Annotated in this window: 24 protein-coding genes, 1 tRNA gene and 1 pseudogene; 16 read left to right on the top strand and 10 right to left on the bottom strand. The window is 55.9% G+C overall.

Going from position 1 to position 18,169, the window contains the following annotated elements; all coding sequences use genetic code 11:
- The first annotated feature begins 8 nt into the window (after window positions 1-8).
- From CMN55_RS12835 to CMN55_RS12820, 4 genes are all read left to right on the top strand, one after another.
- Window positions 9-980: a beta-ketoacyl-ACP synthase III gene (locus CMN55_RS12835; RefSeq protein ID WP_293950206.1), complete on the top strand. Its 972-nt coding sequence runs from the start codon at window positions 9-11 to the stop codon at window positions 978-980.
- A gap of 192 nt (window positions 981-1,172) precedes the next feature.
- A complete protein-coding gene (locus CMN55_RS12830; protein ID WP_293950205.1) occupies window positions 1,173-1,478 on the top strand; it encodes an integration host factor subunit alpha in 306 nt (101 codons plus the stop codon).
- Window positions 1,468-1,920 (top strand): MerR family transcriptional regulator, encoded by a 453-nt coding sequence (locus CMN55_RS12825; RefSeq protein ID WP_293950204.1) that lies wholly within the window; start codon window positions 1,468-1,470, stop codon window positions 1,918-1,920. Before CMN55_RS12830 ends, CMN55_RS12825 begins: the two co-directional genes overlap by 11 nt.
- Window positions 1,921-2,086: 166 nt before the next feature.
- Window positions 2,087-2,163 (top strand) — tRNA-Pro (locus CMN55_RS12820).
- Between the two features lie 39 nt (window positions 2,164-2,202).
- On the opposite strand, the gene CMN55_RS12815 is transcribed toward CMN55_RS12820, so the two are convergent.
- Window positions 2,203-2,973 (bottom strand): hypothetical protein, encoded by a 771-nt coding sequence (locus CMN55_RS12815; RefSeq protein WP_293950203.1) that lies wholly within the window; start codon window positions 2,971-2,973, stop codon window positions 2,203-2,205.
- Window positions 2,974-3,119: 146 nt separating this feature from the next.
- Between CMN55_RS12815 and CMN55_RS12810 the strand changes: the two genes are divergently transcribed.
- Entirely contained in the window at window positions 3,120-4,232 is a 1,113-nt protein-coding gene (locus tag CMN55_RS12810) for a COX15/CtaA family protein (RefSeq protein WP_293950202.1), read from the top strand.
- Window positions 4,233-4,289: 57 nt separating this feature from the next.
- Here CMN55_RS12810 and CMN55_RS12805 read toward each other — a convergent pair whose 3' ends face one another.
- The 3 genes from CMN55_RS12805 to CMN55_RS12795 form a co-directional block, all read right to left on the bottom strand.
- Window positions 4,290-4,715: a hypothetical protein gene (locus CMN55_RS12805; protein ID WP_293950201.1), complete on the bottom strand. Its 426-nt coding sequence runs from the start codon at window positions 4,713-4,715 to the stop codon at window positions 4,290-4,292.
- A 61-nt stretch (window positions 4,716-4,776) separates the two neighbouring features.
- Complete coding sequence (locus CMN55_RS12800) at window positions 4,777-5,556, bottom strand: CsgG/HfaB family protein (RefSeq protein WP_293950200.1); 780 nt, start codon at window positions 5,554-5,556, stop codon at window positions 4,777-4,779.
- Window positions 5,537-5,968 (bottom strand): hypothetical protein, encoded by a 432-nt coding sequence (locus CMN55_RS12795; RefSeq protein WP_293950199.1) that lies wholly within the window; start codon window positions 5,966-5,968, stop codon window positions 5,537-5,539. Before CMN55_RS12795 ends, CMN55_RS12800 begins: the two co-directional genes overlap by 20 nt.
- An 87-nt stretch (window positions 5,969-6,055) precedes the next feature.
- Here CMN55_RS12795 and CMN55_RS12790 point away from each other — a divergent pair, with 87 nt between their 5' ends.
- The gene (locus CMN55_RS12790; protein WP_293950198.1) at window positions 6,056-6,433 is read left to right on the top strand and encodes a VOC family protein; all 378 of its coding nucleotides are present in this window, start codon (window positions 6,056-6,058) and stop codon (window positions 6,431-6,433) included.
- A 30-nt stretch (window positions 6,434-6,463) separates the two neighbouring features.
- Here CMN55_RS12790 and CMN55_RS12785 read toward each other — a convergent pair whose 3' ends face one another.
- Genes CMN55_RS12785 through CMN55_RS12775 form a run of 3 tightly spaced genes read right to left on the bottom strand, consistent with a single transcriptional unit; the run spans window position 6,464 to window position 9,042 of the window.
- The gene (locus CMN55_RS12785) at window positions 6,464-7,741 is read right to left on the bottom strand and encodes an O-acetylhomoserine aminocarboxypropyltransferase (protein WP_293950197.1); all 1,278 of its coding nucleotides are present in this window, start codon (window positions 7,739-7,741) and stop codon (window positions 6,464-6,466) included.
- A gap of 50 nt (window positions 7,742-7,791) precedes the next feature.
- Window positions 7,792-8,232, bottom strand: a complete 441-nt coding sequence (locus CMN55_RS12780; RefSeq protein WP_293950196.1) for a CoA-binding protein — start codon at window positions 8,230-8,232, stop codon at window positions 7,792-7,794.
- A 3-nt stretch (window positions 8,233-8,235) separates the two neighbouring features.
- A complete protein-coding gene (locus CMN55_RS12775) occupies window positions 8,236-9,042 on the bottom strand; it encodes an enoyl-CoA hydratase (protein ID WP_293950195.1) in 807 nt (268 codons plus the stop codon).
- Window positions 9,043-9,227: 185 nt separating this feature from the next.
- On the opposite strand from CMN55_RS12775, the gene CMN55_RS12770 reads away from it, so the two are divergent.
- From CMN55_RS12770 to CMN55_RS12755, 4 genes are all read left to right on the top strand, one after another.
- Window positions 9,228-9,647, top strand: a complete 420-nt coding sequence (locus tag CMN55_RS12770) for a PaaI family thioesterase (protein ID WP_293950260.1) — start codon at window positions 9,228-9,230, stop codon at window positions 9,645-9,647.
- Between the two features lie 167 nt (window positions 9,648-9,814).
- A complete protein-coding gene (rplM, locus tag CMN55_RS12765) occupies window positions 9,815-10,279 on the top strand; it encodes a 50S ribosomal protein L13 (protein WP_366932054.1) in 465 nt (154 codons plus the stop codon).
- 2 nt (window positions 10,280-10,281) lie between these two features.
- Window positions 10,282-10,812, top strand: coding sequence for a 30S ribosomal protein S9 (gene rpsI / locus CMN55_RS12760; protein WP_366932053.1), 531 nt, complete (start codon window positions 10,282-10,284; stop codon window positions 10,810-10,812).
- Window positions 10,813-10,909: 97 nt separating this feature from the next.
- Entirely contained in the window at window positions 10,910-11,383 is a 474-nt protein-coding gene (locus tag CMN55_RS12755) for a hypothetical protein (protein ID WP_293950194.1), read from the top strand.
- On the opposite strand, the gene CMN55_RS12750 is transcribed toward CMN55_RS12755, so the two are convergent.
- Window positions 11,301-12,260: an MBL fold metallo-hydrolase gene (locus CMN55_RS12750; RefSeq protein WP_459253666.1), complete on the bottom strand. Its 960-nt coding sequence runs from the start codon at window positions 12,258-12,260 to the stop codon at window positions 11,301-11,303. The two genes, CMN55_RS12755 and CMN55_RS12750, sit on opposite strands and share 83 nt — an antisense overlap.
- 399 nt (window positions 12,261-12,659) lie before the next feature.
- Between CMN55_RS12750 and CMN55_RS12745 the strand changes: the two genes are divergently transcribed.
- Both CMN55_RS12745 and CMN55_RS17270 read left to right on the top strand, forming a co-directional pair.
- A complete protein-coding gene (locus tag CMN55_RS12745) occupies window positions 12,660-13,436 on the top strand; it encodes a DUF169 domain-containing protein (protein ID WP_293950192.1) in 777 nt (258 codons plus the stop codon).
- Window positions 13,437-13,650: 214 nt separating this feature from the next.
- Window positions 13,651-14,283: pseudogene (locus tag CMN55_RS17270) on the top strand (PAS domain-containing protein).
- Here the strand turns inward: CMN55_RS17270 and CMN55_RS12740 are convergent.
- Window positions 14,227-14,763, bottom strand: a complete 537-nt coding sequence (locus tag CMN55_RS12740) for a SixA phosphatase family protein (RefSeq protein WP_293950191.1) — start codon at window positions 14,761-14,763, stop codon at window positions 14,227-14,229. The pseudogene CMN55_RS17270 and the gene CMN55_RS12740 overlap by 57 nt on opposite strands.
- A 157-nt stretch (window positions 14,764-14,920) precedes the next feature.
- The gene (locus CMN55_RS12735; protein WP_293950190.1) at window positions 14,921-15,340 is read right to left on the bottom strand and encodes a GFA family protein; all 420 of its coding nucleotides are present in this window, start codon (window positions 15,338-15,340) and stop codon (window positions 14,921-14,923) included.
- A 389-nt stretch (window positions 15,341-15,729) separates the two neighbouring features.
- Here CMN55_RS12735 and CMN55_RS12730 point away from each other — a divergent pair, with 389 nt between their 5' ends.
- The 4 genes from CMN55_RS12730 to CMN55_RS12715 all read left to right on the top strand — a co-directional run bounded on the left by CMN55_RS12730 (window position 15,730) and on the right by CMN55_RS12715 (window position 18,100).
- On the top strand, window positions 15,730-15,939 hold the full coding sequence (locus tag CMN55_RS12730; protein WP_293950189.1) for a cold-shock protein: 210 nt from the start codon (window positions 15,730-15,732) through the stop codon (window positions 15,937-15,939).
- Window positions 15,940-16,093: 154 nt separating this feature from the next.
- A complete protein-coding gene (locus CMN55_RS12725; protein ID WP_293950188.1) occupies window positions 16,094-16,426 on the top strand; it encodes a hypothetical protein in 333 nt (110 codons plus the stop codon).
- A gap of 41 nt (window positions 16,427-16,467) precedes the next feature.
- The gene (gene argC, locus CMN55_RS12720) at window positions 16,468-17,529 is read left to right on the top strand and encodes an N-acetyl-gamma-glutamyl-phosphate reductase (RefSeq protein ID WP_293950187.1); all 1,062 of its coding nucleotides are present in this window, start codon (window positions 16,468-16,470) and stop codon (window positions 17,527-17,529) included.
- Window positions 17,530-17,572: 43 nt separating this feature from the next.
- Entirely contained in the window at window positions 17,573-18,100 is a 528-nt protein-coding gene (locus tag CMN55_RS12715) for a gamma carbonic anhydrase family protein (RefSeq protein ID WP_293950186.1), read from the top strand.
- Window positions 18,101-18,169: the final 69 nt, after the last annotated feature.

Genomic DNA, 18,169 nt, shown 5'->3' with positions numbered 1-18,169 from the left:
GGAAACCCATGCGTCGTTCAGTTATTACCGCCACCGGATCGTATCTCCCCAAACGCATCCTGACCAATGATGAGCTGGCCAAAATGGTCGATACATCCGATGAGTGGATCGTCGCCCGCTCCGGCATTCGCCAACGTCATATCGCGGCTGAGGGGGAGTTGACCTCCGATCTTGCGACCCATGCGGCGCGGGCGGCGCTGGAAATGGGCGGCCTCAAGGCCGATGACATCGACTTGATTGTGCTTGCCACTGCAACGCCGGATGAAACCTTCCCGGCCAGTGCGACGGTCGTGCAAAAGAACCTCGGCATGTCGCGCGGCTACGCCTTCGATGTGCAGGCAGTGTGTAGCGGCTTTCTGTTCGCGCTGGCGACGGCGGATAATTTCATCAAGGCCGGTCAGGCGAAACGCGCGCTCGTCATCGGGGCGGAAACCTTTTCGCGCATTCTCGACTGGGAGGATCGCACCACCTGCGTCCTCTTCGGCGATGGCGCGGGCGCCATTGTGTTGGAGGCGATGGACGGGGCTGGAACGTCCGATGATCGCGGCATCCTCACCACCCATCTGCATTCAGACGGGGAAAAGCATGACCTCCTTTATGTGGACGGTGGCCCGTCCTCGACGCGGACGACCGGTTATCTGCGGATGGAGGGGCGTGAAGTCTTCCGCCATGCCGTCACCAACCTCGCCAGCGTGGTCCATGAGGCGCTCGAGGCGACGGGGCTCGAAACCTCTGACATTGACTGGCTAATTCCCCATCAGGCCAATAAGCGGATCATCGATGGAACCGGTAAGAAACTTAAACTCGATCCTGAGAAAGTAGTTCTAACCGTTGAAAAACATGGCAATACTTCGGCTGCATCTGTGCCGCTCGCGCTGGATGAAGCCGTGCGCGACGGACGGATAAAGCGGGGGCAGCTTCTGTTGCTGGAGGCGATGGGCGGCGGATTTACCTGGGGCTCGGCGCTGGTTCGCTGGTAAGGGCGGGAGGAATCGCGAATCTCTCTGGCGCGAAGGCTTTTCCATTGCTAATTCCCTGATCAATTTCAATCGGTTATCGACCGTTTTTGCCAAAAAACCGGCTTTTCTTCAGCTTGCAGGCCCAAATCGCCGCTTTCTGATTGACGCGTCCCCTTGCTTTGATAATCCTGTAGAGACTAACGGGGTATCATCATGACGAAAAATACATTGACCAGAGCGAATTTGGCGGAGGCTGTTTATCAGGAAGTGGGGTTGTCACGCAACGAATCCGCTGAACATGTCGAAGCAGTCCTGTCCGAAATCGCAGACCGGCTGGTGGCCGGTGAAACAGTAAAGATTTCCTCCTTCGGGAGCCTTCAGGTCCGTCAGAAGACGGGCCGCGTGGGTCGTAATCCGAAGACCGGAGAAGAAGTGCCGATCAATCCGCGCCGGGTTCTTGTCTTCCGTGCCTCCCATGTCCTGAAGGACAAGATCAACAAGGGTAACGGTGGCGCATAAGGTGGCGAGAGAGGCGGAAAAACGGGAAAAGTCGGCAGAGGCGTTCCGCACCATCAGCGAGGTGTCGGAAGAGCTCGACGTGCCGCAGCATGTCCTGCGTTTCTGGGAGACGAAATTCAAGGTCGTCAAACCGCTCAAGCGCGGCGGCGGGCGGCGGTATTATCGTCCCTCCGATGTCGAGCTGATCCGCGGTATTCGCGACCTTCTCTACAAGCATGGCTTCACCATTCGCGGGGCGCAGAAACTGCTGAAAGAGCAGGGCGGGCGCATCGACAATGTGGACGCGCTCATTTCCGCCACCCGGTCGGAGGGGAATCCGGCGCTTGTCCGCGCAGCCAATGACCCGGCGGCAACGACCGAGGGGCCGCTTTCCGATGACGCGAAGGCCCAGCTCCGCGGCGTGCTCGCAGATCTCAAGGCGCTGAAGGAAATGCTGGCCTGACAGAGGAGGCGGGAGCACGATGCAGATGGCGGTTTCCGCCCGGATTTGCGTGTCTTTCATCTCCTTTAAAAAATAACGCCCGATCGGCATAACGGGCGTTGCCATTCCCTGCGGCGCTCAGTATAGTGCGCCAGCCTTGGGCCGGAATGGCCCCATCAGGACATGACGGGCAGTAGCGCAGCCTGGTAGCGCACTTCACTGGGGGTGAAGGGGTCGTCGGTTCAAATCCGGCCTGCCCGACCAATGTAAAAAGCCTCGAAACCATGCAGTTTCGGGGCTTTTTTAGTGGGTTGGAGGCGGCTGATATTTTTGCAACATAAGCTGTATAGTTCTTGCGGATTCTTCTATCTCATTTAGTGTGTCATTTAGGAATTCAGAGTCGTCCTGAACTCCCGCTATCTCTTTCAGTAATAGATAGAGTGACTGTACAGAAATTAGTGTATTTTCAAGGAAATTGCGAAATACGAGTCTGTCAAATTCAATATTTTCGCGATATTTGCTCATTGTTGTTTTTTGTTCAGAAAACACTAGAGCTGTGTGTAACGCTAACTGTATGATCTTACTATCAAGTCCGAATAACAATTTGTAGTCTGATAGATGTATATGACCAAAGTTTTCATTATCTAACGCATCTGCCAACAGACTTAATGGTAAAGCTTCTCCCTTGAGTATTAGGCCATACGCATGGGTGAGCCGGCCAATTAATATCTTCTCCTCGGCATATGTTATTTTAATTGCACCAATGACGTAGGCTAGCTGTTGTTCCTTTTTTTCTGCTTCAGCTACTTCTTTGTTTTTTCTGTCTATTTCCGCCTGCTCGACCAAAGCGTTACTATTTTGCCGTCCCGTAATGTGTGCAACATAAATAAGACCTGAAAAGCCAATTAATGCGCCAAGGAAAGCGCCTTTGCCTTCGTTGCCGTCTACTTCTGACCAAATCCATGGGACGAAAAAAGATAAAGCCAGCCCTCCGCCAACTATCAAGGCGAGCCAGCCAAATGCGGTGACGCCCTCGTCCAGCGGTCTTGCAAACCATTTTCTAAGATGATCCATGCCCTAAAATATCTGGCAATTATTCCCGCAATGCAAGTATCTACTGGTTTGGCAAGCTATCCACCGTCACCCCTGCGACGGAGTGCCGCATTTGGCCGTCGGATATTGCCATCGCGGGAAATTCGGCTATTTTGCGGGCCATGACAATGGATATGGAAAAGGGCGTCGTTCCGGGCGCGGCGCTGGATCAGGGCCGGAAAAGCCGTGACGGGCGCAAGCTGGTGATTGTCTGGCTGACGGTGGTGGCCGTGCTGGTCTTTGCCATGATCGTGCTCGGCGGCGTCACGCGGCTCACCAATTCCGGCCTCTCCATGACGGAATGGAAGCCGGTGACGGGCTGGCTGCCGCCCCTGACGCAGGAGGCCTGGACAGCGGAGTTCGAGCGCTACAAGAGCTTCCCCGAATATCAGAAGATCAACAAGGGCATGAGCCTCGATGATTTTAAGGGCATCTACGCCTTTGAATATGCGCATCGGGTGCTGGGGCGTGTGATCGGCCTGGCCTTCTTCGTGCCTTTTGTGCTGCTGCTGCTGTTTCGGAAAATCCCGCGCGGGCTCATCCCGCGGCTGGCGTTTCTTTTCCTGCTCGGCGCGGCGCAGGGTGGTATGGGCTGGTTCATGGTGATGAGCGGCCTTGTCGATCATCCCGATGTCAGCCATTATCGCCTGACGGCGCATCTGGGGCTGGCGAGCCTGATTTTCGCCGCGCTGCTCTGGACCATTTTCGATCTGTCGGATCGCACGCAAGCGCCTGCCATGGTGAGTGCGCGGGTGCGGCAGACAAGCTATTTTCTGATGGGCCTGATTATTCTGCAAATCCTTGTTGGCGGCTTTGTCGCGGGGCTGAATGCGGGCTTTATCTATACCGACTGGCCGATGATGGGCGGGCAGTTTTTCCCACCGGGCGGCATGGAGTTGCAGCCGTGGTTCCATAATTTCCTGGAAAATCCGGCAACGATCCAGTTCGTCCATCGTATGTTGGGCTATGCCATCCTGATCGCCGGTATCTGGCTGTATCTCATCAGCCGGGGCGAGGATACGGACGCGCCCCTTCGTCGGGGCGTCACGCTCCTGCTCGTGCTGATCCTGTTGCAGGTTGCTATCGGTATTCTGACACTGCTCTATGTTGTGCCGGTGCATCTGGGGGCGAAGCATCAGGCGGGGGGTATGCTGGTGCTGGCCGCCGCCGTCTATGTGTTGCATATGGTGCGGGCGAGGGGACGGCAGTCGGAATCCGCTGGCGGCGTGCTCGCCGGGTGAACGGTGCGCAGGTTGATCCGCCGCCCGCAGATATCGGACGGCGGAGGCACTTATGGATCAGAAGCTGACTTCTTCCTCAAGTAACGGTTCGACAATGCCATTACCGAGCGTGATCACCGGGCTGAAGCCGGATTCGTAATAGGTGGTCGCGCCAACGGCCGTGGTGCCTGTGGTGTACAGGCTGATTTCCGGCATCTCGAAGGCCTCACTCGCTGCCGGCAAGGTTAGCGACGGCGCGCCGATATCGGAGTTGGTATAGCTGGTGATGTTAACCACATGCCCGGCGTTGATCGATCCGAAATTGGCGGAATAGTTGCCATTTGTCGTGATGATATGATTGCCACCGGAGACGCTGACTTCCGAATAGTTAAAACCGACATGACCGTCACCGGAGGTAATGGAACCAGTGTCGATCGTGCTGTCGGCAAGAGCCGGAGCCGCCATCAGAGAAAGCGCGAATGCGCCGATAATCATCTTCTTCATTCAATATTCCTTCATGAAATGAGCTAACGTTATGACAGGCAACCTGTCCGGTTGCTTCTTGTTATGAATTATCTTCAACCCCCTCAATCGCCTCGACGATGGGCTGGCACTGAGGGCGCAGTCCGGGATTAAGCTGCGCCAGCATCTCATACAGACCGAATTGCAGCATGGCGCGAAGCGAGAGCTGGAGCGGTTCGCGGTTCTGACCCGATATGTCGAGATTGACTAGCGTATCGCCAAAGAAGCGGCCAATGCCGAAGCCTGCCTCATCGGCGTAGATCTGCTTCGAGATCTGCGTCGCCGCCAGCACGCGGGAGGTTCCCGCCTCGGTCAGATGCAGATCCAGCCCGACCACGGCGCGGTTCTGGCGATAGCGCGGGCCGATACCCGCAACCGTCACCTCCGCAGCGGCCCCGGGAATGAAATCGAGGGTATTGATGGAGCCGGTAATATAGTAATCCATCACCATCAAATTTTTCGGATTGCGAATGCCGAGGTTGATTTCCGCGAGAAGCGGGCGGGGATCACGGCGGTTGACGATGGTTTCCGCCTTTGCCTGCAACAAAGTCGTCTGCATCATGTCGCCTGCCCCTTGCGTGATATATTTTCCGGTCCCGGCATATTCGGCGCTGAATTTTCCGGTGGCATCGACGATATCGCCAACGGCCCAGACGCCCCGCATCGGATGAGCCGCCGCGATACAGCCAACCAGACGATCATAGGGCGTTTGCACGGTCTCCACCGGTGGTCCCTTGATCAATGTCACATTCTCACCGCTGGTCGCGATGCAACCGGAAATAAAAAGCGGTGCAAGGACGACCTTAATAAGGGTAGTATTCATTTGGATTGCTCATATTGTTGGTGGTGACGTTGCAGCCGCTGCCTGTGACGTTGATTTGATTGCTGTCAGCGGATTTGACAGAGGTGGCGCTAACTACCTCGCCGCAGTTGGTCGTGGTGACGATGACGTTGTCGAGGTTGCTGTCCTGAAAGATCGTCTGCGCGCCAATGGTGGTCACCTGTGCGCCGATATAGGTATTATAGTTGATCGGGCGTTTCCACTGGTCGTAATATCCATTCTCCTTCTTCTCGATAAGGTCGGCGATTGCCGCTTTGGAACTGATGTCATAGGAAGTCTGGAAACCGGCGCTGTTATTCCAGCCGACGGCGGCAGTCACGGTGCCATCCTTGGCCTGCGCCAGAAGCGGCAGGGCAAGGAAGATGGCGGCTGCTGCAAGAGTGATTTTATTCATATTCTGCTTCCCGGCTTAGTTAATGTCCCGTATAAGTAGTAATTAGAATAATATATTCAATTTAAATATTGAAGGGAGACAAGAAAAATGATTAAAAATCTCGATCATTTTGTTTTGACTGTTGTGGATATTGACAAAACGAAGCAGTTTTACTGTTCATTACTTGGGATGACGTATCAGGAGCCGGGAAAGGGACGGCGTGCGCTTCACTTCGGTGCGTCGAAGATCAATCTGCATCTGGCCGGGCATGAGTTTGAGCCGAAAGCGCATCTTGCCCGGCCAGGGACGGCGGATCTGTGCTTCATTATCGAGGGAGAGCTGGAGACGATGGCGGCCCGGCTTGAGGCTGCCGGGGTGTCTATCCTGATGGGCCCGGTTGTCCGCACGGGCGCGAGAGGGCCGATCACGTCAATCTATGTGCGTGATCCTGATCTCAATCTGATCGAACTGTCCGTCTACGAATAGACGGACAGTTTCATCGTATGGCAGGACTGGTCAGAGCTTGGCCAGGGCCTGATCTAGATCGGCGATAATATCGGCGACATTTTCGATCCCGACGGAGAGGCGCACCACATCGGGGCCGGCGCCGGCCGCTTTCTGCTGATCTTCGCTGAGCTGGCGGTGGGTGGTCGAGCTCGGATGGATGATTAGGCTGCGGGTGTCGCCGATATTGGCGAGGTGGGAGAACAGCTCGACGCTCTCCACAATCTTCTTGCCTGCTTCATAGCCGCCCTTGACACCGAAGGTCAGGACTGCCCCGGCCCCGCCGGAGAGGTATTTTTGGCCGAGCTTGTAATAGGCGTCACCCTCAAGCCCTGCATAGGACACCCAGGATACCTTGTCATGGCCCTTCAGATGTTTGGCGACGGCAAGGGTGTTGGCGCTGTGCCGCTCCATGCGCAGTGCCAGCGTCTCGATGCCGGTCAGGATCATGAAAGCATTGAAAGGGGAGAGGGCGGGCCCAAGGTCGCGCAGGCCCAGCGCCCGGCAAGCGATGCCGAAAGCGATATTGCCGAACGCCTCATGAAAAACCATGTCGTGATAGGACGGGTTCGGCTTGCTGAGCGTCGGGAATTTGTCAGAGGCGCTCCAGTCAAATTTGCCACCATCGACGATCAGTCCGCCGATGGAATTGCCATGCCCGCCGAGGAATTTTGTCGCTGAATGCACAACGATGTCGGCGCCGAACTCGATCGGACGGCAATGATATGGCGTCGCCAGCGTGTTATCGACGATAAGCGGAATGCCTGCCTCATGGGCAATTTTGGCGATTGCCTCAATATCCGTCACGATGCCGCCCGGATTGGCGAGGCTTTCGATAAAGATCGCCTTGCATTTCGGCGTTAGTGCCTTTTTGAAATCCTGCGGGTCTGTCGGATCGACAAAAATGGCATTCCAGCCGAACTTCTTGAAGGAATGGCTGAACTGGTTGATGGAGCCGCCATAGAGCTTGGTGGAGGCGAGAAATTCATCGCCATTGTCCATCAGCGTATGCAGCGCAATCATCTGCGCCGCATGGCCGGAGGCGACTGCGAGGCTGGTCGCGCCGCCTTCAAGGGCCGTGATCCGCTCTTCCAGGACGCCATTGGTCGGGTTGGTCAGGCGCGAATAGATATTGCCGAAGGCCTGAAGGTTAAATAGGGATGCGGCGTGATCCGCGTCATCAAACACGTAAGAGGCGGTTTGATAGATGGGGGTGACCCGCGCCTTGGTGGTCGGGTCCGGCACGGCGCCGGCATGGACGGCAAGCGTTTCGAATTTCTGGTTGCTCATGATTATTCCCTACTCTGGATGATAATGTTGGTTGTTATTGTTGCTGGCCGTCAGCTCCGGACGGTGATCCGGTGGCCAAGCCGGCCGATTTCTACCTTCGGACATCGGTTCATCACCACTTTCATCCCCGCCGCTTCCGCCGCGGCAGCCGCGGCATCGTTGCGAATGCCGATCTGCATCCAGACAACTTTGGCATTGATGGCAATGGCATCCTCGACGATGGGTGGGATGTCCTCCGACACCCGGAAACAATCCACCATATCGACAGGCTCCGGGATGTCCCGGAGAGAGGCGTAAACCGCCTCACCGATGAGTTTTTCCCCCGCAAGTCCCGGGTTGACCGGAATGATCCGATAGCCCTGAGATTTCAGAAACACCGCGACATAATGGCTGGCCCGTGTCGGGTCCGCACTCATGCCGACAACGGCAATGCTTTTGACGTCATTGAAAATGCCGACGATATAATCGTCGGTGTAGCTGTCATGGTTCATATATTATTCTCCCCGCCACTCTGGCGTGCGCTTTTCAAAAAACGCGGTCAGCCCTTCGGCGGCGTCATGGGTGCGCATATTCTCAACCATCACCCCGGAGGTAAGTGAATAGGCCTCATCGAGGGGGAGGGAAAGCTGTTGATAGAAGGCGGCTTTGCCCATTTTTACGACCACCGGCGATTTCGCGGCGATATTTTGCGCCATGGTATGGATATGCGCATCCAGCTTGTCGGCGGGCAGGGCGACGTTGATCAGTCCAATCTCCCTTGCGCGGTTGGCATTGATGAAGTCACCGGAGAGCAGCATTTCCATGGCATGCTTAGGGGAAACATTGCGGCCAAGCGCGACGCCGGGCGTTGAACAGAATAATCCGAAATTGATCCCTGATGTGGCGAATTTCGAATTTTCAGAAGCATAGGCCAGGTCGCAGGAGGCGACCAGCTGTGTGCCGGCCGCTGTCACCATGCCGTCTATGCGGGCAATCACCGGCTGCGGCAGATGAACAATCGCCTGCATCATCTTGCTGCACTGATCAAACAGTTCAGCGAGTGTTTCATCCCGCGCCATGCCCTGTACTTCACGGAGGTTATGCCCGGAGGAAAAGACCGGCCCTTCGGCGCGGAGGATTAACACATGGATATTTTTGTCCGCCGCGATGGCGTCGAGATTTTCCTGTAGCTGCGTCATCATTTCGCGGGAGAGAGAATTGCGGCTCGCCGGATCATTCAGCGTCAGGGTCGCGACATGATCTCTGACGGTCATATCGATGATCCTGTGATTGTTCCCCCGCGACGCTTCCTTCGCTGGCATGCCTGTTCCCTGCTGCTTGTTGATAATCTGTCAACAGCTTAATCCTTTCTCGGCCCGGATCAACGGGTATCTGTGATTTTCCAATGAAAAGGCATGTCGCCCGGGTGCTTTCTCTTGCCGGGTGAATTGGGGGTGGTTATCCTCTCTCAACGATATTAAAGAAGGAGAAACCACCCGTGCCCATCATGACCGCCGAGATGCTTGAGCAATTCAACCGGGATACTTTTCCGCAAATCGGCCATATGAATTTGAAAGTGGAGCATGTGGATGATGACAGCATCATCATCTCTATGCGGACGGCGGATCGACACCTGCGGCCGGGCGGTACCGTGTCGGGCCCGACGATGATGGAACTGGCCGATGCGGCCATGTATATGCTGTTGCTGGCGCAGATCGGGCCTGTGGCCCTAGCCGTCACCACCAGCCTCAATATCAATTTCCTGCGCAAGCCCGTGCCGGGCAAGATGACTGCAAAGGGGCGACTGCTGAAGCTCGGCAAGGCGCTGGCCGTCGGGGAATTCGGCCTCTTTTCAGAGGCTTCCGATGATCCGGTCGCTCATGTCACGGCAACCTATTCAATTCCGCCGAAACGGGATGGGGCGTGAGTTGTCAAAATATAAGGTATTATAACACCTCAATCCTAAAGAAGTGAAATAACAGCCTTATTTCGGTTGACGTCGCAACAAACTGCGTTTATACCCGCCCATCATATCGGGGAGCCTGTTGCTCCCTTTCTTTTGTTTTGGCACGCTTGATGCGAAGGCTGGAAATAATGAAAACCTATTCTGCGAAACCATCCGAGGTGGAGAAGAAGTGGCTGCTGATCGATGCGGAAGGCATCGTTCTCGGCCGTCTCGCCGCGATTGTTGCAAACCGCCTGCGCGGCAAGCACAAACCCATGTATACGCCGCATATCGACTGTGGCGATAATGTCATCATCATCAATGCGGAGAAAGTCGCTCTGACCGGCAAGAAGCTGTCGGACAAGCTGTTCTACTGGCATACCGGTTATCCGGGCGGCATCAAGAGCCGTACGGCAGGAAAAACGCTTGGCGGCGCGCATCCGGAACGGCTGATCGAAAAGGCGGTTGAACGGATGATTCCGCGCGGCCCGCTGGGACGCAAGCAGTTCAAGAACCTGCGCGTCTATGCCGGTTCCTCGCATCCGCATGAAGCCCAGAACCCGGAAGTGCTGGATGTCGCATCCATGAACACCAAGAATGTAAGGAGCGCCTGAGCATGGCTGATGAAGCAAACTCCCTTGAGGATTTGAAAGAGCTGACCGAAGGCGGCAAGGGCGCCGCGGGCGGTGAAGCGGGCGCGGAAGTCATTCACGCTGCCGAAGTCATTGAAACGGTCACCGCCGAGCCGGTGATCGACAGCCAGGGCCGTTCCTACGCCACAGGCAAGCGGAAAAACGCCATCGCCCGCGTCTGGATCAAGCCGGGCAGCGGCAAGGTTACCGTCAATGGCCGGGACCAGGAAATTTACTTCGCGCGTCCCGTGCTCCGCATGATCCTGTTGCAGCCGTTTGAAGTGACTGATCGCGTCGGTCAGTTCGACGTTGTCTGCACGGTGAAGGGCGGGGGTCTCTCCGGTCAGGCCGGGGCGGTTCGCCATGGTATTTCAAAAGCGCTGACCTACTATGAGCCGGCTCTGCGCTCGGCCCTCAAGGGCGAAGGCTTCCTCACCCGCGACAGCCGGGCCGTTGAACGTAAGAAATACGGCCGTGCGAAAGCCCGCCGCAGCTTCCAGTTCTCCAAGCGTTAATCACGCGGAAAACAGAAACAGAAAAAAGGTCGCCTTCGGGCGGCCTTTTTTTGTTGCTATGATATCCGCCAGTATCAGCAAGCAGAGGAGACAGCGGATGATCAGGAAGCTGTTGATAGTTGCCATACTGTTGGCCCTGTTGTTTGGGGCAAAAGGCCTATGGGATGCCTTGCAACAGGAGCCGTCGGCGAAGGATGACCTCAGTGGGGAGTGGATCCTCTCTGAAATGCGTGCGGCTGGTATCTATGGGGAATCGATCGAAACGGCGCAAGCACTCGTCGGGCGTGAGGTGATCATCCGGAACGGTGTCCTCTCCTCAGAGTTCGCTCCAGATTGCAACATACCCCCATTAAAACCCGTGATCCTTAAGGATGACATGGAGACTTTTGGCTCCTCCGGCGGGTCCTGGTCGGAACTCGGCTTGCAGCCAGGCAATGACCGGCGGGAGTATGCCGTCCTTATGACGGAACTGGACTGCGAGGCACCGTTTACGAAGGTGGTTGCCCAGCCGTTGAGCGGGATTTACCTGCTGGGCCACCACGAAATTTACCTGCTGCTGACGCGGCGTTGAGCGGCAGGGTCTCCCCGATCCGTAAAGTCAGGGCGTTCTCGGCGCCAAAGCCCTGCTTTTCCGCTGCCTGCCTGAACCGCTCCGGCGCTTCGAACGGATCTTCGGCGGTAAGCAGGATTGTCCCCCAATGCATACCGACAGCACGTTGGGCGCGGAGAGCGCGGACAATCTCCACCGCATCTTCCGGGCTGGCATGGACCATCTTCATGATCTCGCGCGGCTCATACGCGCCAATGCCGACAATGGCGAGATCGAACGGTCCCTCGCGTTGGCCGATTTCCTCGAAAATGCCGCCATTTGCGGTATCACCGGAGAACCAGATATTTTCTTCCGCGGTGCGAATCCCGAAACTGGCCCACAGGGTTTTCTTCTGATCATGGACACCCCGTCCGGAGGAATGCACAGCGGGGAGCGTGGTAATGGCGAGGCCGTCTTCGGTCCAGCTATCCCACCAGTCCATTTCAATGACCTTTTTAAAGCCGCGTCGTGTGAAAAATTTTTTCAGCCCGAGCGGAACAATAACCTGCGTACTGTCTTTATAGGGATAGGCGCGGATGACGCGGGCATCCAGATGATCGTAATGGTTATGGCTGACCAGCATCACATCGGCGCGCGGAAGTTCATGAACGCCAAGCGCTGCCGGGACATAGCGCTTTGGTCCGACGCGGCCGGGGCCAGCGACCTCGGTCAGGTAAGGGTCGGTCAGAATGACCTTGCCGCCGCTGCGGATGATAAAGGCCGCATGGCCGAGCCATGTNACACTCGGGTTGCCGCCCGCNAGAATGCCGTCATCCACCTCACGACGCGANAGCACATGNCCGTCCGGTACGNCNGGCGGCGATGATTTTTTCAGCAGCCGATAGGCAAGNCGGGTCATNCGCCGTTTGCGCAGCCGCATATTCGGNCTNCCCTCCGGGTTACGAAANCCGCCNTTCGGATCGTGGTGATAGGGAGTTTNTGTCATANCGCNAGATTGCTTTNNNAAACTCATATTNAATANATTAACCGGTTAAATNNAAAATCTNTNCANAGNCCTTTCTTATAACATTGCAANGGATATGAAATTTTCAACTGAAAAGGATGGTAGNCTGCGATGGAATNAGACATATCACGCATCCTTGATCAAAAACATTTCAATAACTGGTGGCATTACATATGATTGATTGTGGTGGAGCGGGATAGGTNNAGAGANTGGCTGNTGCGGNGCGTCGGGNTGGGTTANGGGACGTTCCGGCAGANATCAGCTTCGTCTTCCCGCGTAGCAAGGAGAATAATAATGACAAAACTTGANAATTTTTATGACTGGGATGCCNTTCTCGACGGGTTGACGAAATATCTTCGTATCCGGGCGACGCCGATAGGCATGAAGCTGTTCGAGACGGTNGAGGAAATGGAAGCGGTGGAAAAGATTCGCCGCCCGAAGGGNATTTTNACCGCCGATCAGATTGTCGGGCAGGCGTGCCGTCTCGGCTGGACGGTGGGGGCAACGGCNGATGATTTCGTGGGGTCCCAGTGCGGTGCNGTGATGGGNCTGCGGCCGCAGGATGCGGAATGGCGCGAAGGCGCGCGCTATGCNGGCGTCTGGTATGAAACGCCGGAAGATGCCCGCAACCATCAGGCGGCNATGACGGTCATGCCCGCCGGACAGTTTCGGGCGATGGCGGTTTCTCCGCTTGCGTCGAAACGNCTTAANCCGCCGGATATCTGTTTGATCTATGCCACNCCGGCGCANATGATCCTGTTTATTAACGGNNTGCANTGGGCNGGATACAAGAAGCTGGATTTCTCGGTGGTGGGCGAATCNTCCTGCGCCGACAGTTGGGGGCGGGCGTTATCCAAGGGGGAGCCGAGCCTGTCGCTGCCCTGCTTTGCCGAGCGCCGCTACGGCGGTGTGCAGGANGATGAGTTGTTGATGGCGATCCCGCCTGCTTANCTGCCAAAAGTNATTGANGGGCTGGCNGCGCTGGCGAAAAACGGTCTTCGTTATCCCATTCCGCCCTATGGCGTNCANAATGATGCGCGNGCCGGGCTGGCGGTAAGTTACAGTAAATAAAAGTAAAAAATACTCATCGGGGCGGCGGCGTGAATACTNTCTGCCGCCGCCTCTATATTGAGCACTCAAAAGATGTATTTTGNTGCTTGGCATGCAATGAATAAATGAGTATATTCCCGGCCGCTTATAAAAACGAAATTATATTACGTGGCGCCCCGNCNTGCGGGGGAACTTCAATCAAACGGATTGTTGGCCGGGAGGAGACGCAAGAGATATGCTCTGCGAGAAATTTGACAATATCAGGTGGGGATCACCNGAAGCGAAACAGTTTGCNGAATATTGGCGCAGCCTGGAGCCGGAGANTATGGTNCCAAAGCGCCGCAGNTTTGATCCGACTCGTATCGCTAATTTACTGCCTGCCGTTGCGATTTATGAAATTTTATCTNCCGATGAAATTATTTACAGNNTGGCCGGAACGGCCATTGTNGATCGCCTNGGNATNGAGGTNACGGGCAAGAATTTTCTTGATTTCTGGCCNGGGGANCNGNGGGCGATGGCGGCANCGGCNATGATGGAATGCGTGACACGTCCCTGNGGTATTCTNTCCAAAATCGTNGGNATTTCCGACAAGGGAATTATTGANAGGAATGTCTCCATCGGATTCCCGATGNGCGATGATAACGGGGANTGTCGACGNATGCTGTTTTTCACCTCCGACATGCAGGGGCANCNGACACGTATCCCGCGAGAGGATCAGATCCGNCGCTTCGAAGCCCCGAAGAATCTGTTTATTGACCTGACCCGTTNNNAAGCGNGNCGCNNCNGCGNNTCGNAANNCGAGAACNCCGTTCTAGCCGTCGTTCTCATTNTCTGTCCGGATNAGCATTTTCGGNGTGGTGTAATGTAAAATCCGCCCCTGCCCNTCCAATNTACGCCAGTCATCAATNTNAAAGGCNATATGGGTGAGGGCTGCCGTCGGATATTTACGCTCAATCTGCTTACGGACGCCGCTGGTTGCGGTGGTGAGGGACAGGGCAAGCTGCTGCATCGCCGGGTTATGGCCGATAATCATCACATGGGCTTCGTCAATGGCGGTGCCTTTCAGGCAGGCGATAAGCCCGTCGCCTGTGCCGGCAGAGTAGATGGCCGGATCGAAGCGCCGTTCAATCCCGTCAGGCAAGGCGGGTTCGATCTGCGCCAGCGTCTCGCGTGTTCGTCTGGCCGGCGAGCAGAGGATGATATCCGGGAATATCTTGTGGCGCGCCATATAGGTGCCGATGGCAAGCGCCGCCAGCCGCCCGCGCGAGGTGAGGGGCCGGTCAATATCCGCCTTCGTCCGATCCGACCAGCTTGATTTGGCGTGGCGCAGCAATGTCAGTTCCCGCATGATTTCCTTCTTCCTTCCCGTGGGTGGGAGCGAGGTAGCAAACCGGCATGGAGATTATATGACAGGATCATGGCGCTTTATGACAGACCGCGTTGGGAGGCGGCAGATATGCAAGAGGCTGCGGATAATAACCGCAAGATAAGAGCGGTGAGCCGGTTTACTTCTGTTCTGCCCTGTCCGGTAATCCGCCATACTGCGGCAGCCCGTCATCAAGGTGATAATAGCTTTTCTTGTCATCCACAAAGATGTGCATGCCGCCCTTGAGTGTCGGGTCTCCGTCCAGGCTGCCGACAAGAAAGCTATAGTCTTCCGTCCCCTGCAACTTCCAGAAAAGCGAACTGCCACAATCGCCACAAAAGCCTCGCTCCCCCCAATTGGAGGATTTATACCATTTAAGGCCATCACTGCGCGTCAGGCGAAAGCGTCCTGTCGTCGCCGCACTTGAGGCGTAATAGTGCCCTGTCGCTTTCTGGCACTGGCCGCAATGGCAATAGCAGATGTCCTGTAAAGGACCATCCACCTCATAACGAACGGCGCCGCAGAGGCACCCCCCTTGATTGATTTCTGTTTCGGTCATGGCTATCACTCCGGTGATTCAGTGTTACCTGTCCACAGCATACGCCGCTTTAGCGGCGACGTCAGCCGGGCAAAGGAAGCTGTTTTTCGATCTGCATACGGAATGGGCGGAAATCCGGCGATGAGAGCGGAAAGAATGAGGGTTGACTAAAAATTGGGCGGAGTAGATAGCATTTATGCAACGTTTCGCCAAACCTTTCACAAAATGTTGATATAGCTGAAATGTTTCTTGCAAAAATTGCGATTATAAACTACCGGAGTCGCAGGGAGCCTGTTTTTTATGGTCGGTGAAATGCCGACAGCGGAACTTCCGAGGATTTCAGGCGCTGCATTTGGGCACTTTAGGCGCGAGGTCCTGATATATCTATTGAGTGTCCAGGAGACTAAATAATGGCTACAGGTACAGTAAAGTGGTTTAACCCGACCAAAGGATACGGTTTCATCGCTCCAGATGGGGGCGGGTCAGACGCTTTCGTGCATATTTCGGCAGTTGAACGCGCCGGATTGACGACCCTTCAGGAAAACGCGAAGATTCAATTCGAACTCGTCGCGGGGCGCAACGGTAAAACTTCTGCGGAAAATCTCGTGCTTCTGGACTGAGATAAAGGTTCCGATACGAAAGAGAAAAGGCGGCGTTTGCCGCCTTTTTTTGTGTCTGAAGACGATGGTCCGGCTGCGGAAATCTTTGCCAAGGGACGCATTTTATGTCAGAAACGCCGCTCTACTCAACAGCCGGGAAAGGCGAGGATAGGCGATGACATTTCCGATCAAGGATGCGGATGCGGTTGACATTGAAACACTCGGTATTGCCCTCGATGACGAGGGGACATTTACGCTGACCATCAAAGGCTATTCCCATCGCCTGACGGGCGAGGAATTGCTAGAGGAAATGCGCGATCAGCTTGATGTTCGCAGTTCGGTACGCGGCGCGCTGCTGCGCAAGGCGGAGAAGGATATCCTCTTCGGACTTAAAAAGGGGCCGGAGCGGCTTGACGGGGAGGCGCGGGCGGCGTTTGATCTTAATGTGCTGATCTGGTTTGCGGACAAGGCCCTGAAGGGCGCGCATCAGGGATATCTGGCGAAGTAACGCTTTAAGGGGTCCGGCGCGGCAACGGCCGGAAGAAGGGTATGACAAATTCGGAAAAGAAGATAAAGGTCGGTATTCTTGGCGCGAGCGGCTATACGGGCGCAGAAGCGATGCGCCTCTTGTTGCGCCATCCGGATGTCGAAATCAGCTTGCTGACTGCTGACCGCAAGGCTGGCCAGCCGGTGGAGGAGGTATATCCTCATCTCGGTGGTTATGGCTTGCCGGATATGGTATCGGTGGAGGAGGCGGACTGGAGCGGCGTCGATGTCGTTTTCTGCGGCCTGCCTCATGGCACCACGCAGGAGATTATCGCAACGCTTCCCGATGCGGTGAAGGTCGTGGATATGTCCGCTGACTTCCGGCTCGATGATCCCGCCACCTATGCCGAATGGTATGGTCATGAGCACCGCGCCCTTGATCTTCAGCAACAGGCCGTTTATGGCCTGACGGAGCTCTATCGCGAGAAAATCAAATCCGCGCGGCTTGTGGCCTGTCCGGGCTGCTATCCGACGGCGACGCTGCTCGCGCTCGTACCGCTGGTGGCGGCAGGGCAGGTGGATGCCCGCGATCTCGTCATTGATGCGAAATCGGGCGTCACCGGTGCGGGGCGAGGGTTGAAGCAGAATACCCTGTTCAGCGAGGCGGGTGAGGGGCTGTCGCCCTATGGCATTGCATCCCATCGCCATGCGCCGGAGATTGAGCAGGAGGTGGCTAAGGCCGCCGGATGCCCGACCGCCGACATCCGGGTCAATTTCGTGCCGCATCTCATTCCCATGAGCCGGGGGGAGTTGATCACGTCTCATGTCCGGCTGACGGGCGGCGCGACGGCTGCGGATCTCAAAGAGACTCTCGCAAAAACTTACGCGGACGAGCCTTTTATCCGCATTCTAAAGGGGAAGGATATCCCGCAGACGCAGATGGTGCGCGGTTCCAACAACTGCGTCATCAATGTGTTTGAAGATCGTATTCCCGGCCGGGCCATCGTGATTGCAGTCATCGACAATCTTGTGAAGGGTTCCAGCGGGCAGGCGGTGCAGAATATGAACCTGATGTTCTCGCTGCGCGAAACCTGCGGGCTGGAACAGGTGGCGCTTTTCCCGTAAGCTGCCGGAAAAGAAACACAAGAAACGGAAAGCGGAAAGAAATATGACGAAAAACATCATTTCCATCAAAGGAAAGACTCCCGTCATCGCGATGGATGCCTTTATTGCGCCCTCGGCCGATGTGATCGGAGATGTGGTTATCGGCGAAAAGTCCAGTGTCTGGTTCAATTGTGTCGTGCGCGGCGACGTGTATTCCATCCGTATCGGCAAGCGCAGCAATATTCAGGATGGGACGATTATTCATGTCTCCGGCGGGACGCATCCGACGACTATCGGCGATGATGTTCTGGTCGGCCATAACTGCATTATACACGGCTGTACGTTGGAAGATGCCAGTTTCGTTGGTATGGGAACAACAATATTGGACGGGGTGGTCGTTGAAAGCGGCGGCATGGTGGCGGCCGGGGCGCTTGTCACACCGAACAAACGTATCCCGAGCGGAGAGCTATGGGGCGGATCGCCGGCGCGCTTCCTTCGCAAGCTGAGCGAGGAGGAGCGGGCGAACCTGACCTCGGGCGCCGATCATTATGCCGAGCTGTCGCAGGAATATCGCAAGGCGCTTGGCCTCTAACCGGCCGAGCTGATACACATCTGCGCCATGTCATGCAAAAGCCCGCCGTAAGAGGCGGGCTTTCTTTTG

It is taken from the genome of Sneathiella sp. (genome assembly GCF_002694385.1).
Classification (GTDB): domain Bacteria; phylum Pseudomonadota; class Alphaproteobacteria; order Sneathiellales; family Sneathiellaceae; genus Sneathiella.
This window is presented reverse-complemented; position numbering and strand designations above follow the sequence as displayed.

Excerpts from the sequence above, each read along its gene's own strand:
- CMN55_RS12835 (WP_293950206.1), top strand. The coding sequence starts at position 9 with ATGCGTCGTTCAGTTATTACCGCCACCGGATCGTATCTCCCCAAACGC.
- CMN55_RS12830 (WP_293950205.1), top strand. The coding sequence starts at position 1,173 with ATGACGAAAAATACATTGACCAGAGCGAATTTGGCGGAGGCTGTTTAT.
- CMN55_RS12815 (WP_293950203.1), bottom strand. The coding sequence starts at position 2,973 with ATGGATCATCTTAGAAAATGGTTTGCAAGACCGCTGGACGAGGGCGTC.
- CMN55_RS12810 (WP_293950202.1), top strand. The coding sequence starts at position 3,120 with ATGGATATGGAAAAGGGCGTCGTTCCGGGCGCGGCGCTGGATCAGGGC.
- CMN55_RS12805 (WP_293950201.1), bottom strand. The coding sequence starts at position 4,715 with ATGAAGAAGATGATTATCGGCGCATTCGCGCTTTCTCTGATGGCGGCT.
- CMN55_RS12800 (WP_293950200.1), bottom strand. The coding sequence starts at position 5,556 with ATGAATACTACCCTTATTAAGGTCGTCCTTGCACCGCTTTTTATTTCC.
- CMN55_RS12795 (WP_293950199.1), bottom strand. The coding sequence starts at position 5,968 with ATGAATAAAATCACTCTTGCAGCAGCCGCCATCTTCCTTGCCCTGCCG.
- CMN55_RS12790 (WP_293950198.1), top strand. The coding sequence starts at position 6,056 with ATGATTAAAAATCTCGATCATTTTGTTTTGACTGTTGTGGATATTGAC.
- CMN55_RS12785 (WP_293950197.1), bottom strand. The coding sequence starts at position 7,741 with ATGAGCAACCAGAAATTCGAAACGCTTGCCGTCCATGCCGGCGCCGTG.
- CMN55_RS12780 (WP_293950196.1), bottom strand. The coding sequence starts at position 8,232 with ATGAACCATGACAGCTACACCGACGATTATATCGTCGGCATTTTCAAT.
- CMN55_RS12775 (WP_293950195.1), bottom strand. The coding sequence starts at position 9,042 with ATGCCAGCGAAGGAAGCGTCGCGGGGGAACAATCACAGGATCATCGAT.
- CMN55_RS12770 (WP_293950260.1), top strand. The coding sequence starts at position 9,228 with ATGACCGCCGAGATGCTTGAGCAATTCAACCGGGATACTTTTCCGCAA.
- rplM (WP_366932054.1), top strand. The coding sequence starts at position 9,815 with ATGAAAACCTATTCTGCGAAACCATCCGAGGTGGAGAAGAAGTGGCTG.
- rpsI (WP_366932053.1), top strand. The coding sequence starts at position 10,282 with ATGGCTGATGAAGCAAACTCCCTTGAGGATTTGAAAGAGCTGACCGAA.
- CMN55_RS12755 (WP_293950194.1), top strand. The coding sequence starts at position 10,910 with ATGATCAGGAAGCTGTTGATAGTTGCCATACTGTTGGCCCTGTTGTTT.
- CMN55_RS12735 (WP_293950190.1), bottom strand. The coding sequence starts at position 15,340 with ATGACCGAAACAGAAATCAATCAAGGGGGGTGCCTCTGCGGCGCCGTT.
- CMN55_RS12730 (WP_293950189.1), top strand. The coding sequence starts at position 15,730 with ATGGCTACAGGTACAGTAAAGTGGTTTAACCCGACCAAAGGATACGGT.
- CMN55_RS12725 (WP_293950188.1), top strand. The coding sequence starts at position 16,094 with ATGACATTTCCGATCAAGGATGCGGATGCGGTTGACATTGAAACACTC.
- argC (WP_293950187.1), top strand. The coding sequence starts at position 16,468 with ATGACAAATTCGGAAAAGAAGATAAAGGTCGGTATTCTTGGCGCGAGC.
- CMN55_RS12715 (WP_293950186.1), top strand. The coding sequence starts at position 17,573 with ATGACGAAAAACATCATTTCCATCAAAGGAAAGACTCCCGTCATCGCG.